The sequence below is a fragment of the Aliihoeflea sp. PC F10.4 genome, from assembly GCF_054612275.1.
On record NZ_JBTSWH010000001.1, the window covers coordinates 734,096 to 748,604 of the forward strand.

Annotated in this window: 11 protein-coding genes; all 11 read left to right on the top strand. The window is 63.6% G+C overall.

All coding sequences use genetic code 11. The features are described from left to right. Position 1 precedes the first annotated feature (1 nt). The 11 genes from murG (at position 2) to ligA (ending at position 14,503) form a co-directional block, all read left to right on the top strand. Positions 2 to 1,120, top strand: coding sequence for an undecaprenyldiphospho-muramoylpentapeptide beta-N-acetylglucosaminyltransferase (gene murG, locus ACX82Z_RS03595; RefSeq protein ID WP_459586779.1), 1,119 nt, complete (start codon positions 2 to 4; stop codon positions 1,118 to 1,120). Beyond that, on the top strand, positions 1,117 to 2,529 hold the full coding sequence (gene murC / locus ACX82Z_RS03600; RefSeq protein WP_459586780.1) for a UDP-N-acetylmuramate--L-alanine ligase: 1,413 nt from the start codon (positions 1,117 to 1,119) through the stop codon (positions 2,527 to 2,529). The genes murG and murC overlap by 4 nt, the downstream gene beginning before the upstream one ends. Next, the gene (murB, locus tag ACX82Z_RS03605; protein WP_459586781.1) at positions 2,526 to 3,488 is read left to right on the top strand and encodes a UDP-N-acetylmuramate dehydrogenase; all 963 of its coding nucleotides are present in this window, start codon (positions 2,526 to 2,528) and stop codon (positions 3,486 to 3,488) included. Before murC ends, murB begins: the two co-directional genes overlap by 4 nt. A gap of 235 nt (positions 3,489 to 3,723) precedes the next feature. Continuing rightward, a complete protein-coding gene (locus tag ACX82Z_RS03610; RefSeq protein WP_459586782.1) occupies positions 3,724 to 4,650 on the top strand; it encodes a D-alanine--D-alanine ligase in 927 nt (308 codons plus the stop codon). Then, the gene (locus ACX82Z_RS03615) at positions 4,638 to 5,543 is read left to right on the top strand and encodes a cell division protein FtsQ/DivIB (protein WP_459586783.1); all 906 of its coding nucleotides are present in this window, start codon (positions 4,638 to 4,640) and stop codon (positions 5,541 to 5,543) included. The genes ACX82Z_RS03610 and ACX82Z_RS03615 overlap by 13 nt, the downstream gene beginning before the upstream one ends. Then, the gene (gene ftsA / locus ACX82Z_RS03620) at positions 5,540 to 6,850 is read left to right on the top strand and encodes a cell division protein FtsA (protein ID WP_459586784.1); all 1,311 of its coding nucleotides are present in this window, start codon (positions 5,540 to 5,542) and stop codon (positions 6,848 to 6,850) included. Before ACX82Z_RS03615 ends, ftsA begins: the two co-directional genes overlap by 4 nt. Before the next feature lie 75 nt (positions 6,851 to 6,925). After that, on the top strand, positions 6,926 to 8,590 hold the full coding sequence (gene ftsZ, locus ACX82Z_RS03625) for a cell division protein FtsZ (protein ID WP_459586785.1): 1,665 nt from the start codon (positions 6,926 to 6,928) through the stop codon (positions 8,588 to 8,590). Positions 8,591 to 8,702: 112 nt separating this feature from the next. After that, a complete protein-coding gene (gene lpxC / locus ACX82Z_RS03630) occupies positions 8,703 to 9,554 on the top strand; it encodes a UDP-3-O-acyl-N-acetylglucosamine deacetylase (RefSeq protein ID WP_459586786.1) in 852 nt (283 codons plus the stop codon). 179 nt (positions 9,555 to 9,733) lie between these two features. Then, on the top strand, positions 9,734 to 10,612 hold the full coding sequence (locus ACX82Z_RS03635; RefSeq protein WP_459586787.1) for an outer membrane protein assembly factor BamD: 879 nt from the start codon (positions 9,734 to 9,736) through the stop codon (positions 10,610 to 10,612). Positions 10,613 to 10,627: 15 nt separating this feature from the next. Beyond that, a complete protein-coding gene (gene recN, locus ACX82Z_RS03640; RefSeq protein ID WP_459586788.1) occupies positions 10,628 to 12,289 on the top strand; it encodes a DNA repair protein RecN in 1,662 nt (553 codons plus the stop codon). A gap of 60 nt (positions 12,290 to 12,349) precedes the next feature. Continuing rightward, the gene (ligA, locus tag ACX82Z_RS03645; protein WP_459586789.1) at positions 12,350 to 14,503 is read left to right on the top strand and encodes an NAD-dependent DNA ligase LigA; all 2,154 of its coding nucleotides are present in this window, start codon (positions 12,350 to 12,352) and stop codon (positions 14,501 to 14,503) included. Positions 14,504 to 14,509: the final 6 nt, after the last annotated feature.

A 14,509-nucleotide genomic window follows, 5' to 3' on the forward strand; every position in this document is an offset into this window, starting at 1 on the left:
CATGAGCCGGGGTCTGATGCTTTTGTCGGCGGGCGGTACGGGGGGACATCTCTTCCCGGCCGAAGCGCTGGCGCACGAACTCAACGCGCGCGGCTGGCAGGTCCATCTGGCGACGGACGACCGCGCGGGTCGCTTTGCCGGCGATTTTCCTGCCGCACGGGTGCATCCGGTCCATTCGGCGACGATCGCGTCGAAGAACCCGATCGCGTTGGCACGGACGTTTTTCGCGCTTTGGAAAGGCGTGCGGCAGGCCTCGAAGATCATCGAGACGATCCGGCCGAAAGTCGTGATCGGCTTCGGTGGCTATCCGACATTGCCGCCGCTTTATGCAGCCACGCGGCGCAGCGTGCCGACGATGCTGCATGAGCAGAACGCGGTGATGGGGCGTGCCAACAAGGCGCTGGCCGGAAAGGCGAAAGCGATCGCGGGCGGCTTTCTCGAACCGGGAGGCGACAAGCGCATCGTCGTTACCGGCAATCCGGTGCGCCCGTCGGTCATCCATGCGTCGTCGACGCCATATGACGTTTCGGCCGGCAGCGATCCGTTTCGCCTTCTCGTCTTCGGCGGGAGCCAGGGCGCGCAATTCTTCTCGCAGGCCATTCCCGATGCGATCCGCCTTATGCCCGCCGAGTTGCGAGCGCGCCTCAAGGTAACGCAGCAGGCACGGCCCGACGACGAATTGGCGGTCAAAGCGGCCTATGCGGAACTCGGCATCGAGGCGGAGGTCTCGCCCTTCTTCAAGGATATGGCGCACCGCATCGCATCGGCGCAACTCGTCATCTCGCGCTCGGGCGCGTCGACCGTTTCGGAACTGGCGGTGATCGGGCGACCGTCGATCCTCGTTCCCTATCCGCATGCGCTCGATCACGATCAGGCGGCGAACGCGGCTGCGCTGGCAGCTGCGGGCGGCGCGATGGTCGAGCCGCAATCGGAGCTTTCGGCGGAGCGTCTCGCAGGGCTTATCGGTGATTTCATGACCGATGCCGATCGCGCATCCAAGATGGCCGACGCGGCCCGATCCGTCGGCAAGCCGAACGCGGCGGCATTGCTTGCCGATCTCGCGGAGGCTATTGCGGCGGGCCAGACAGCAAGCGAATTCACGCAGGGAGCGAATCCATGAAAATGCCCCAGACGATCGGCGTCGTGCATTTCATCGGCATCGGCGGCATCGGCATGAGCGGCATTGCCGAGGTGCTGCACAATCTGGGCTATAAGGTTCAGGGTTCCGACCAGTCGGAAAGCGCCAACGTGCAGCGCCTGCGCGAAAAGGGCATCGAATGCTTCGTCGGCCATCGTGCCGAAAATCTCGGTCAGGCCGAAGTCGTCGTGGTTTCCACTGCGATCAGGAAATCGAACCCTGAACTTGCGGCCGCGCGCGAAAAGCTGCTCCCCATCGTTCGCCGGGCCGAAATGCTCGCCGAACTGATGCGCTTTCGCCAGGCCGTCGCCATCGGCGGCACGCATGGCAAGACGACGACCACCTCCATGGTCGCGACCCTCCTCGATGCGGGCGGGCTGGACCCGACCGTCATCAATGGCGGCATCATCAACGCCTATGGCACGAATGCGCGCATGGGCGAGGGCGAATGGATGGTCGTGGAGGCCGACGAGAGCGACGGCACCTTCCTGAAGCTGCCCGCCGAAATCGCCGTCGTAACGAATATCGACCCGGAGCATCTCGACCATTACGGATCGTTCGACAAGGTGCGCGAGGCGTTCCGCCAGTTCGTCGAAAACGTGCCGTTCTACGGCTTCGGCGTCATGTGCATCGACCATCCCGAGGTTCAACAGCTCGTCTCACGCATCGAAGACCGGCGCGTCATCACCTATGGCGAGAACCCGCAGGCGGATGTGCGCTTCTACAATCACCGCATGGACGGCGCGACGTCGCTGTTCGACGTGATGATCCGTAACCGCAAGCGCGATGCGACACTGACGATCGAGGGACTGCGCCTGCCGATGCCAGGTCGGCACAATGTCTCCAACGCGACGGCCGCGATCGCGGTCGCGCACGAGCTTGGCCTCGGCGCGGATGCCATTCGCAAGGGGCTTTCGGCGTTTGGCGGCGTCAAACGGCGTTTCACGCCAGCCGGCGATTGGAACGGCGTGCGCATTTTCGACGATTACGGGCACCACCCGGTCGAGATCAAGGCGGTTTTGCGCGCGGCCCGCGAGGCGACGGACGGCCGCGTGATCGCAATCGCACAGCCGCATCGCTATACGCGCCTTCGCGATCTCTTCGACGATTTCGCCTCATGCTTCAATGAGGCCGATACGGTGATGATCGCGCCGGTCTATGCGGCTGGCGAAGACGCTATCGACGGCATCAGCGCGCAAACACTGGTCGAACGGATGAAGGCGGGCGGGCACCGCGACGCACGCATTATTGCCGGTCCCGACGCGATTGCGCCTGCGATCCGCGCCCTTGCCGAGCCGGGCGACTTCGTTGTGTTTCTGGGCGCCGGCAACATCACTCAGTGGGCTTATGCGCTCGCGACCGATCTCGGCTCGCTAGAGGCAGCCGCATGATCGACGGCAACGCGCTTCTGGCGCGCCTCGGCGACACGACCGCCATTCGCGGACGCCTGACGCCCAATGCGCCGATGGAGACGGTTACGTGGTTTCGCGTCGGCGGCCCGGCGGAGCTTTTGTTCCAGCCAGCCGACGAGGATGATCTCGCTGCTTTCCTTAAGCTCTTGCCCGACGACGTGTCGGTGCTCGTCGTCGGCATCGGTTCGAACCTTCTGGTGCGCGACGGCGGCATTCCCGGCGTCGTCATCCGGCTTTCGGCCAAGGGCTTCGGCCAGGTCGAGGTGCTTGACGAAACGCGCCTGCGCGCGGGCGCTGCTGCGCCAGACAAGCGCGTGGCCGCCGCCGCACTCGATGCGGGTGTCGGCGGGTTCCATTTCTATCACGGCATTCCCGGCGCAATCGGCGGGGCACTTCGAATGAATGCCGGCGCAAACGGCGTCGAAACCCGCGAGCGGGTCGTGGACGTCTATGCGCTGGACCGGAGCGGCAAGCGACACGTGCTTTCGAATGCGGACATGGGCTATGCCTACCGCCATTCGGCGGCTCCCGCCGGGCTGATCTTCACCGGCGCGCTCATGGAAGGATATGCCGAGGACAAGGACGCGATCCGCGCGGCGATGGACGAAGTCCAGCATCACCGCGAGACCGTTCAGCCAATCAGGGAAAAGACCGGCGGATCGACCTTCAAGAACCCGGAAGGCACGTCCGCCTGGAAGGAAATCGACAAGGCGGGCGGACGCGGACTGGTAATCGGCGGCGCGCAGATGTCGCCGCTGCACTGCAATTTCATGATCAATACCGGCGCAGCGTCCGCATACGATCTGGAACTTCTTGGCGAGACCGTGCGCGCACATGTATTGGCCAATTCGGGCATCGCGCTCGAATGGGAAATCAAGCGGCTTGGCCATGCCAAACCCGGTCATGAAGTCTCCGAATTTCTCGAAACCGGCGCTTGATCCGAAGCTTTGTCGCGCTGGCGATCACGCTTCAATGCAAAAAATAATCTTCCATGAATCCAAGGCCCTTGCCACGGAATCTCCGATCTGATTCTTTGGGCATGCGGCGTTATCTGATTTGAGTCGGCCACGCTTTGAGCGTGTGGGGACGGTTGGCCTTTTGCGGTCGATCGGGTGTCGAGTCACGTCTTGTGACCTGTGAATTTTGGCCCGTTGGAAGAGGGGATTTCCGGGCATGGTGCAAAAACACGTAGCCGTTTTGATGGGAGGCTTTTCCTCCGAGCGGCCTGTGTCTCTGGCTTCCGGAGAGCCTTGCGCCGATGCGCTCGAGGGGGCGGGATACCGCGTGACGCGTATCGACGTCGCCCGCGATGTCGCGTCCGTTCTTGCTGAGCTCAAGCCGGACGTGGTCTTCAATGCGTTGCATGGTCCGTTCGGCGAAGACGGCACCATCCAGGGCATTCTCGAATATCTCGAAATTCCTTACACGCATTCCGGCGTCCTCGCCTCGGCCCTTGCGATGAACAAGGAGCAGGCGAAGCGCGTGGCGAAGGCGGCCGGCATTCCGGTGGCCGAAGCGAAGGTCATGAACCGGCATTCGATCGGTCAGGTGCATCCGATGAGGCCGCCATATGTGGTCAAGCCGGTCAATGAAGGGTCGAGCTTCGGCGTCGTCATCGTCAAGGAAGACCAGACGCATCCGCCGCAAATTATCGGCTCGTCCGACTGGCGCTACGGCGACACTGTGATGGTCGAGCGATTCGTCCATGGGCGTGAACTGACCTGCGCCGTGATGGGCGATGTGGCGCTTGGCGTGACCGAAATCATCCCGGTCGGCCATTCCTTCTACGATTACGATTCGAAATACGTCGTGGGCGGCTCGAAACACGAGCTTCCGGCAAAAATTTCACCAAATATTTACCAAAAAATACAGACACTCGCGCTCAAGGCTCATCAAGCAATCGGCTGTCGGGGCGTTTCCCGATCCGACTTCCGCTACGACGACCGTCATTCCGAAAATGGCGAGATCATCTGGCTGGAGGTGAACACCCAGCCGGGTATGACGCCGACATCTCTTGTGCCGGAATTGGCCGTGCATGCGGGGCATAGCTTCGCGGAGTTGCTGAGTTGGATGGTGGAGGACGCATCGTGTCTGCGTTAGGGGATCGGACCGGAAGGTCGACGGGGTCGCATGACGCGTTCGTGCTGCCGCGCTTCCTGCGCCGGCCCGCGCGCCATCTGCATCGCTGGACCTCGGGCGAGGTCGAGCCGCCGCGCTTCGCAGCGCTGATGGCAAGCGCCCTGTTGATCGGCTCGTCCGTTGTCTACGGGACGATCGTCGGCGGGCATATGCCAAGCGTCGTCCAGTCCGTCACCGCGCGCACCGGCTTCGCCATCGACAATATCGAGATCGTCGGCAACCGCTACACGTCGGAGATCGACGTATTCCAGTCCGTCGGCCTCGATGGCTGGACCTCGCTGATCGGCTTTAGCGCTGGCGAAGCGCGGGAGCGCATCGCAGGGTTGCCCTGGGTCGAGAAGGTGGAGGTTCAGAAAGTCTATCCCTCGACGCTCGCCGTGACGATGACGGAGCGCCAGCCTTTTGCCGTATGGCAGCAGGGCTCGCGCCTTTGGGTCATCGAAGAAGACGGCCGCGTGATCACGCCTTTGGCGCGTAGCCAACACGCGGAACTTCCCGTCCTGGTCGGCTCCGGCGCGGAAGAGCACGCCGCCGATTTCCTGAAAGTCATGGAAGGCTTCCCGCAGCTTGCCTCGCGAACACGGGCTTATATTCGTGTCGCCGATCGCCGCTGGGATCTGCGCATGCGCAACGGCACGACGGTCAAGCTTCCGGCCGAACATTACGAGCAGGCGCTTGCCGCGCTTGTCGATGTCGACCGCGCGCAGGAATTATTCGCCCGCGACGTATCCGTCGTCGACATGCGTCTCGACGGAAAGATGGTGCTGCAATTGAGCGAAGCGGCGATGGGCGAGCGCGACAAGATGCTCAAGGACCGTCTGGGCAAACGCTATTCTCCGGAGAAACGCACATGAGCTGGTTGCCCTCCGGAAAGCCGGCCTCTGCGAAGCGTTCGGGTATTGTCACGGTCCTCGATGTTGGGTCGAGCAAGGTCTGCTGCATCATCGCGAAGCTGAAGCCGAGCGAGCAAAGCGACGTTCTGCCCGGTCGCACCCATCAGGCCCGCGTCATCGGCATTGGCCATCAAAAGTCGCTGGGCATCAAGTCGGGCGTGATCGTCGAACTCGACCGCGCCGAACAAGCTATCCGGCTCGCGGTGGATGCGGCCGAGCGCATGGCCGGACTGACGGTCGATTCGCTGATCGTCAACATGTCCGCCGGCCGGCTGAAAAGCCGCGTCTTCAGTGCCACCGTCAATCTTGGCGGCCACGAGGCCGACGAATCCGATATCAGCCGCGTGCTGGCAGCCGGCGCAAAGCAGGTACAGCGTGCGGAGCGCGAAGTCGTGCATTCCATGCCGATCGACTTTTCGCTCGACGCCGAACGTGGCGTGCGCGATCCGCGCGGCATGGTCGGCGAAACGCTCGGCGTTGACATGCATGTGCTCACCGCTGACGCAGCGCCGCTGCGCAATCTGGAACTTTGCATCAACCGCTCGCATCTTTCGGTCGAGCGCTTCGTCGCCACACCTTATGCCAGCGGGCTTTCCGCACTGGTCGAAGACGAGATGGAGATGGGCGCGGCCTGCATCGATCTTGGTGGCGGCACGACGACATTGGCGATCTTCGCCGACGGCAAGCTCGCCCATGTCGATTCCCTGCCGATCGGCGGAACGCATGTCACGATGGATCTGGCGAAAGGGCTTTCGACGCGCCTTTCCCATGCCGAGCGGCTCAAGGTCATGCACGGCTCTGCGCTGACCGTCGGCGGCGACGACCGCGATATCGTCACGATCAATCCGATGGGCGAGGATGGCGACGTGCCGCTCCAGGTTCCCCGTTCGGTGATGAACCGGATCATCCGCGCACGCGTCGAGGAAACGTTCGAGATCGTGCGCGACCGGCTGAACAAGTCCGGCTACGGAAATATCGTCGGCAAGCGCGTCGTCATGACGGGCGGCGCAAGCCAGTTGACGGGAATGGCGGATGCGGCGCGCAGGATTCTCGGCCGCAATGTCCGTCTCGGGCGGCCGCTCGGCGTGAGCGGCTTGCCGGAAGCGGCCAAGGGGCCGGCATTTTCAACGGCGGCGGGGCTTTTGATCTACCCGCAAGTTTCGGAACTGGAAAGTCAGCTAAGACGGGGTGGAGGCTTGCGTTGGCAGGCAACCGGGACGGGCGGACGCTTCCAACGTGTAAGTCAGTGGATACGGGACAGTTTTTGAGTTTTTGACGGGGTTTAGCCCCATCGGCGGCCGCAGCGGCGTCGCGGCAGGACAGGCGAAAAAAGGACGACACTCATGACCATCAATCTGCAAAAGCCGGACATCACCGAGCTGAAGCCGCGCATCACCGTCTTCGGTGTCGGCGGCGGTGGCGGCAATGCCGTCAACAACATGATCACCGCAGGTCTTCGCGGCGTCGAGTTCGTCGTGGCGAACACCGACGCACAGGCGCTGACGATGACGAAGGCCGAGCGCCTCATCCAGCTTGGTGCGAACGTGACCGAGGGCCTCGGCGCGGGCTCGCAGCCGGAAGTCGGCCGCGCGGCCGCCGAAGAATGCATCGACGAGATCATCGACCATCTGTCGAACACCCATATGTGCTTCGTCACCGCCGGCATGGGCGGCGGCACGGGTACGGGCGCAGCCCCGGTCGTTGCCCGCGCGGCACGCGAAAAGGGCATCCTGACCGTCGGCGTCGTCACCAAGCCGTTCCACTTCGAAGGCCAGCGGCGCATGCGCACCGCCGACCAGGGTATCGAGGAACTGCAAAAGTGCGTTGACACCCTCATCGTCATTCCGAACCAGAACCTTTTCCGCATCGCCAATGACAAGACCACCTTCGCCGACGCGTTCGCGATGGCCGATCAGGTGCTCTATTCGGGCGTTGCCTGCATCACCGACCTGATGGTGAAGGAAGGCCTCATCAATCTCGACTTCGCCGACGTTCGTTCGGTCATGCGCGAGATGGGCAAGGCCATGATGGGCACGGGCGAAGCTTCCGGCGAAGGCCGCGCTCAGGCCGCTGCCGAGGCTGCGATCGCCAATCCGCTCCTCGACGAAACCTCGATGAAGGGTGCCAGGGGCCTCTTGATCTCGATCACCGGCGGGCGCGACCTGACGCTATTCGAGGTCGATGAAGCCGCAACGCGCATCCGCGAGGAAGTCGATTCCGACGCCAACATCATTCTCGGCGCGACCTTTGACGAGGAACTGGAAGGCGTCATCCGGGTTTCGGTCGTCGCAACAGGCATCGATAAGGCCGCTGCCGACATCGCAGCCCCTGCGATCACGCCGCGCCAGGCACAGCAAAAGCCGGTTCACGCTCCGGTCCAGCAGGCACCGGCCGCCCCGCAGCCCGCGCCGCGCGCGGTCGAAGAGCGTCCGCAGCCGGTCGCTGCCGCTTCGCACGATCCGGTCGCCGAAGCGATCCGCCAGGCCGATGCGGAAGCCGCACAGCTTCGCCCGGCCGCGCCGCAGGACGATTTCCGCCCGCAGAGCCGTCTCTTCGCCGAGCCGGTCCGTCAGGTGGAAGCACCGGTTCAGCATGCCGCACCCGTGCAGCAGGTGGCAGCGCCGGTCGCTCCAGCTCCCGCTCCGCAGGCCCGCATGCCGCGCGTGGAAGACTTCCCGCCGATGGTGCAGGCCGAACTGACGCGCGCCGCGCCCGAGCCGCAGGCCGAAGATCGCGGCCCGATGGGTCTCCTGAAGCGCCTGACGAACGGTCTGGCACGCCGCGAGGAAGAGCCTGCGCGTCTCCAGCCGGCACAGCCGCGCGAACCGCGCCTGCGTCCGCAGCAGCCGGCTCCCGAGCAGCGCCGTGCACCAAGCGCGGAAGCACAGCACTATGCGCCGCGCCGCGGCCAGATGGACGATAACGGCCGCATGGCAGTGCAACCGCGTCAGGTGCAGGAAGACGATCAGCTCGAAATTCCGGCGTTCCTGCGTCGTCAGGCGAACTGATCCGCCAAGGATCGAGCATTGCAAAACGGGCCCTTCGGGGCCCGTTTTCGTTTGCGCTTGCGTGCGTCCGACGTGCCGCTATGTTCGCGCAAACCTTTCAACGGGAAAGCGTATGGCGACATTTCAGACAACGCTGGCGAATGAGACGACCATCGCAGGTGTCGGCGTGCACGGTGGCAAAGAAGCGCGCCTTCTTCTTCGCCCCGCCGATGCCAATACCGGCATCGTCTTCGTCGATGCGAAAAGTGGCCAGCGGCTCGCCGCACGGCGCGAAAACGTCGCCTCCACCGAATTGTCGACCGTTCTCGGTGATCCGGCCGGATTTCATGTCGGCACGGTCGAGCATCTTATGAGCGCCCTTTGCGGCGTCGGGCTCGATAATATCGAAATCGAGATCGCGGGGAACGAAATTCCGATCCTCGACGGCAGCGCGGCAGGTTTCGTCGCGGCGATCGACGCGGCGGGCATCGCGCGGCAGGATGCGGAAAAAGCGCGGATCCGGGTGTTGCGCCCCGTCCGGATCGAGAACGGATCGGCATGGGCCGAGTTCGTCCCGCATGAGGGCAGCCGTTTCGAAGTCGCCATCGAATTTCCCTCGGCTGCCATCGGGCGGCAGGAGATTGCCTTCGACCTCGACGCTGAAACCTATCGCAGCGAGATCGCGCCTGCGCGCACATTCGGCTTCATGCGCGATGTCGAGCGCCTTTGGGCGGCCGGGCTTGCGCTCGGCTCGTCGCTGGAAAACTCGGTGGTCATCGGTGAGGACGACAGCGTCGTCAATGCCGATGGCCTGCGTTTTTCGAATGAGTTCGTGCGCCACAAGGCGCTCGACGCGGTCGGCGACCTTGCAATTGGCGGCAGCGCGATCATCGGCCTTTACCGTTCGTTCAAGGCCGGGCACCGCATGAATGCGGCGGCGCTCGACGCTCTTCTTTCGTCGCCAGATGCGTTCGAGCTGCTTTAATCATCTGGTTTTACGCATGTCTTGATCCGAAAGCCGTGTCGCGCTTTCGGAAGGTGCGCTTTAACGATTGTGGTGGAGCCTGCCACAAAATTGCGCGATTGAGTGACCATAGCGTTGCTGCCAGCCGGGCGTTATGCTCTAAGGCTGTGCTGTTGCCATCAAGTTTTGCCGGAGGGGCAATGCCCATCGACACGTTCGAACGCACAGAGCGCCAGACCCGTCGCGCCAAAGCCGCCTTGCTCATCGCAGCTACAGTCGCGATACCATTCTCGCTGACTGCTTGCGCATCGACCGACGACGCGATGGACCTGACCAACTACGTGGAAAGCGTCGAGCCCGCCGATGCGCTCTACAATCAGGGTCTTGCCAATCTGGAAGCCGGACGGCTTAGCGAGGCGTCTCGCAAGTTCGAGGCCGTCGATCGCCAGCATCCTTATTCCGAATATGCCCGCCGCTCGATGGTGATGGGTGCGTTCACGCAATATCGGCAGGGCAACTATCAGGACGCGATCAATTCGGGGCAGCGTTACGTTCAGCTTTACCCGAACGATTCCGAAGCGGCATATGCGCAGTACATCGTCGGGCTGAGCTACTGGCGTCAGATTTCCGACGTGACGCAGGATCAGGGCGACGCGCGCCGGACCATCGAGGCGATGGAAGCCGTCACGCAGCGCTGGCCGGAATCCGAATATGTCGAGGATGCTAACGCCAAGATCCGCTTCGCCCGCGATCAGCTTGCCGGCAAGGAAATGCAGGTGGGGCGTTATTATCTGGAACGGCGCGAGTATGTCGCGGCGATCAAGCGCTTCCGCTTGGTAGTCGAAAACTATTCGAATACGCGTCATGTCGAAGAAGCGCTCGCGCGTCTGACCGAGTCCTATTACGCGATGGGCCTTGCGTCCGAAGCGCAGACGGCGGCCGCTGTTCTCGGCCACAACTATCCGGACAGCCAGTGGTACCGGGATTCCTACGCGCTCCTGCAATCGGGCGGTCTTCAGCCGCGCGAGAACGCGGGCTCGTGGATTTCGCGGGCCGGCGCGGCGATCCTGGGAACCTGACGGCCACGCACCTTCATGCTCGCCCATCTGTCGATCCGCGATATCGTTCTGATCGAGCGGCTCGACATCGACTTCCGGTCGGGCCTTTCGGTGCTGACCGGCGAGACGGGCGCCGGTAAATCGATCCTGCTCGATTCTCTTTCGCTCGCGCTCGGCGCGCGCGGCGACGCTTCTCTCGTTCGCCATGGTGCGGGGCAGGGCAACGTCACCGCGGTTTTCGATATCCCCGCCGGGCATGCGGCACGCGAACTTCTGCGTGAAAACGGCGTCGAGGACGAAGGCGACATCATCCTGCGGCGCATCCAGACGGGCGACGGACGCAGCCGCGTCTTCATCAACGATCAGCCGGCAAGCGTCACGCTTTTGCGCGAAGTAGGCCGCGCGCTGGTGGAAATACACGGCCAGCATGACGATCGGGCGCTGGTCGACGTGACCGCGCATCGCGACCTGCTCGACGCGTTCGGCGGGCATCTTGGCGAGGCGCGGAGCGTCGCGCGCTCCCACAGGCACTGGCGCGATCTGGAACTGCAATTGCAGCGTCACCGCGCCAAGGTGGACGCGGCCGCGCGCGAGGCGGACTATCTGCGTGCGTCGGTGGACGAACTCGGCAAGCTCGATCCGCAGCCTGGCGAGGAAACGTATCTGGCCGAACAGCGCGCCGACATGATGCGGTCCGAAAAGATCGCGACCGAAATCAACGATGCGCTCGACGTGCTTTCGGGGCAGGGTTCGTCCGTGCCGCAGCTTGCGAGCCTCCTGCGCCGCCTGCAGCGCAAGGCCGAAGAAGCGCCGGGCCTGCTCGACCCGATCATCACGCCGCTGGACGAGGCGCTGATCTCGCTCGATGCCGCGCAAACCGCCGTCGACGAGGCGCTGCGCGCGATCGAGTTTGACCCGCAGGTGCTGGAGCGTGCGGAAGAACGCTTGTTTGCCCTGCGCGCATTGGCACGCAAACATTCGGTCAGCGTCGATGACCTCGCCGAACTGCGCGACACGATGATGGCCGATCTTGCCGATCTCGATGCGGGCGAGGGCCGGCTTGCCGCGCTGGAAAAAGAAGCGCGCGAAGCGCGGGACGCCTTCGACGAAAAGGCGCGGCATTTGTCTGAACTGCGCATCGGAACAGCCGAATATCTCGCCCGCGCGGTCATGGACGAACTGCCGGCCCTGAAGCTGGAACGCGCCGAATTCATCGTGGAAATGAAATCCGAGCCGGAAGATCGCCGCGAGTTCGGCATCGACCAGATCGAGTTCTGGGTGCGCACAAATCCCGGCACGCGGGCAGGGCCGATCATGAAGGTCGCATCGGGCGGCGAGTTGTCCCGCTTCCTTTTGGCGCTGAAAGTGGCGCTCGCCGATCGCGGTTCCGCGCCGACGCTCGTCTTTGACGAAATCGACACTGGCGTCGGCGGTGCGGTGGCGGACGCCATCGGCGCACGGCTGGCACGGCTGTCCGAGCGTGTGCAGGTGCTGTCCGTCACGCATGCGCCGCAGGTGGCCGCCCGCGCCTCCACGCATTACCTGATCTCGAAATCCGGCAATGCGGACGGCGTTGCCACACGTGTCGCGGCGATGGACATCGATGCCCGCCAGGAAGAGATCGCCCGCATGCTGGCTGGCGCGACGATTACTGACGAGGCGCGCGCGGCGGCGAAGCGTTTGCTTGGGGCAGGCTGAAACGGCGCTTGAGCCGGCGACGTTTCCGGCTATTTTGCCGGTCAGTTCCACCGGAAGTTTATGCCCATGTCCCGTTCCATAAAATCTGTCGACGACCTGACGCCGGAGGAAGCGGCGGAGGAACTGGCGTTTTTGAGCGCGGAGATCGCGCGGCATGACGAGGCGTATCACAGCAAGGACGCGCCGGAGATTTCGGATGCCGACTACGATGCCCTGCGCCAGCGCAACGCGGCGATCGAGGCGCGCTTTCCCGAACTGGTGCGCGAGGATTCGCCTTCCCTGAGGGTTGGGGCCGAACCGGCCGGTGCGTTCACATCCGTGCGGCACTCCCGTCCGATGCTGTCGCTCGACAACGTCTTCTCGGATTCGGACCTTGCGGATTTCGTGCAGTCGGTGCGGCGCTTCCTGTCGCTCAAGCCGGAAGACGAGATCGTCTTTACGGCCGAGCCGAAGATCGACGGGCTGTCGATGTCGCTGCGCTATGAAAATGGCGAACTCGTCACGGCGGCGACGCGCGGTGACGGGACGACCGGTGAAAACGTCACAGCAAACATCCGCACGATTTCCGAAATCCCGAATCGGATCAAAGGCGCGCCGGAGATCCTTGAAGTGCGCGGCGAGGTCTACATGGCCCGCGCGGACTTCATGGCGCTGAACGAGCGCATGGCCGAAAGCGGGCGCGTGTTTGCCAATCCACGCAACGCGGCGGCAGGCTCCTTGCGCCAGATCGATCCGAACGTGACGAAGACGCGGCCGCTGCGTTTCTTTGCCTATGCCTGGGGAGAGACGTCCGAACCGCTTGCCGAAACGCAGTTCGACGCGGTGGCGAAGCTCGGAAAATGGGGCTTTCCGGTCAATTCGCTGATGAAGCGCTGCTCCTCGACCGAGGATATGCTGGCGCATTATCACGCCATTGAAGAAGACCGCGCGGACCTGCCCTACGATATCGACGGCGTCGTCTACAAGGTCGACGATCTGGCGCTTCAGGAGCGGCTCGGCTTTCGCTCGCGCAGCCCGCGCTGGGCGACGGCGCACAAATTCCCGGCCGAAAAGGCGATGACGGAACTGGAGGCGATCGACATTCAGGTCGGCCGCACGGGGGCGCTGACGCCAGTTGCAAGGCTGAAGCCCGTGACGGTGGGCGGCGTGGTCGTCACCAACGCGACCCTCCACAATGAGGACTACATCAAGGGCATCGGCAATTCGGGCCAGCCGATCCGCGAGGGCAGGGATATCCGTGTCGGCGATACGGTCGTCGTCCAGCGAGCCGGCGATGTCATTCCGCAAATCCTCGACATACTGCCCGAAAAACGCCCGGCCGCCGCGAAGCCCTATGTGTTTCCCGACCGATGCCCCGCCTGCGACAGCCATGCCGTGCGCGAGGAGGGCGAGGTCGTGCGCCGCTGCACCGGCGGTCTGGTGTGTCCGGCGCAGGCCGTCGAGCGCATCCGCCATTTCGTCTCGCGCAACGCGCTTGACATCGAGGGGCTCGGCGAAAAGCAGATCGAGTTCTTCTATAATCATTCCGATCCGAATTTTTCGATCAAGACGCCCGCCGAAATATTCACGCTTGAGAAGCGACAGGACAAATCGCTCGCAAAGCTGGAAAATGTCGACGGTTTCGGTGCGGTGTCGGTCAAGAAACTCTTCGCAGCGATCAACGAGCGCCGCCGCGTCGAGCATTCGCGCTTCCTGTTCGGGCTGGGCATCCGCCATATCGGCGAAACGAACGCCAAACGGCTCGCGCGCCACTTTCTGAGTTTCGAGGCGCTTCGCGCGGCGGCGGAATCCGCGAAGATGCCCGAAGGTAAGGGCGATCCGGGCAATGCCGCATGGCAGGAGATCGTCGGCGTCAATGGCATCGGTTCGGTGGTCGCCGAGGCGCTCGTCGAATTCTTCGCCGAAACCCATAATCGCCAGGCGGTCGCCGACCTGCTCGGCGAGGTGACGCCGCTCGATGAGGAGGCGCCACAGGCGGTGTCGTCGCCGGTCGCGGGAAAGACGGTCGTCTTCACCGGCTCGCTCGAAAAGATGTCGCGAGACGAGGCAAAGGCGATGGCGGAGCGTCTCGGCGCGAAAGTGGCTGGATCGGTCTCGAAAAAGACAGATCTCGTGGTCGCCGGACCGGGGGCAGGCTCCAAACTGAAGCAGGCGAGCGAACTCGGTATCGAGGTCATCGACGAAGACCAGTGGTTCGAGCGGGTCGGACGCTGAGTGCTT